The organism is Rhodococcus sp. KRD162 (assembly GCF_017168335.1).
In the GTDB taxonomy this organism is placed as follows: domain Bacteria; phylum Actinomycetota; class Actinomycetes; order Mycobacteriales; family Mycobacteriaceae; genus Rhodococcoides.
In genome coordinates, this window is record NZ_JABFAU010000055.1 from 1 (window position 1) to 438 (window position 438).

The window sequence follows — 438 nt, forward strand, 5'->3', positions numbered from 1 at the left end:
TCCCCCAATAGAGCACCTTCCCGGGAAGGAACATGCGTGGGCACTCCCCCGGCCCCTGAGCCCGTCGAAGGGACTTCGCCACCTGCGACGTTGCGCAGATCACAGCGTAATCGTCGACGACTGCCGCGCCGTGCGGCCATCGGTCGGCGCTCCTTCGTCGCGACGCTGCGCGCGCTCGAGGAGCTGGCGGATGCCGGTGCCCAGGTGTCGGTGCACGTCACCGACCTCGACAGCGGCGCCGAGGTTCTCGCGGGCGATGACCATGTCACGATGCCGATCGCCGGTCTCGGAGTCGTGCCGCTGCTGATCGAGGTCGCCGCGGCGTTCGAGTCGGGGGCGCTGGATCCGCTCGAGATCGTCGACCGCTCCACGACCGATCTCGTCACGTCTGCGGGTGTCTGGCGCAATCTTCGCGCGCCGGCGCTGCCGCTCGTCGAC

General features: G+C 69.6%; 1 protein-coding gene. It reads left to right on the forward strand.

Features of this window, described 5'->3' with window-relative positions; genetic code table 11:
* Positions 1-36: 36 nt before the first annotated feature.
* Positions 37-438, forward strand: a 402-nt coding sequence (locus tag J1M87_RS25970) for a serine hydrolase (protein WP_206492581.1), incomplete at its 3' end; no start/stop codon positions are given.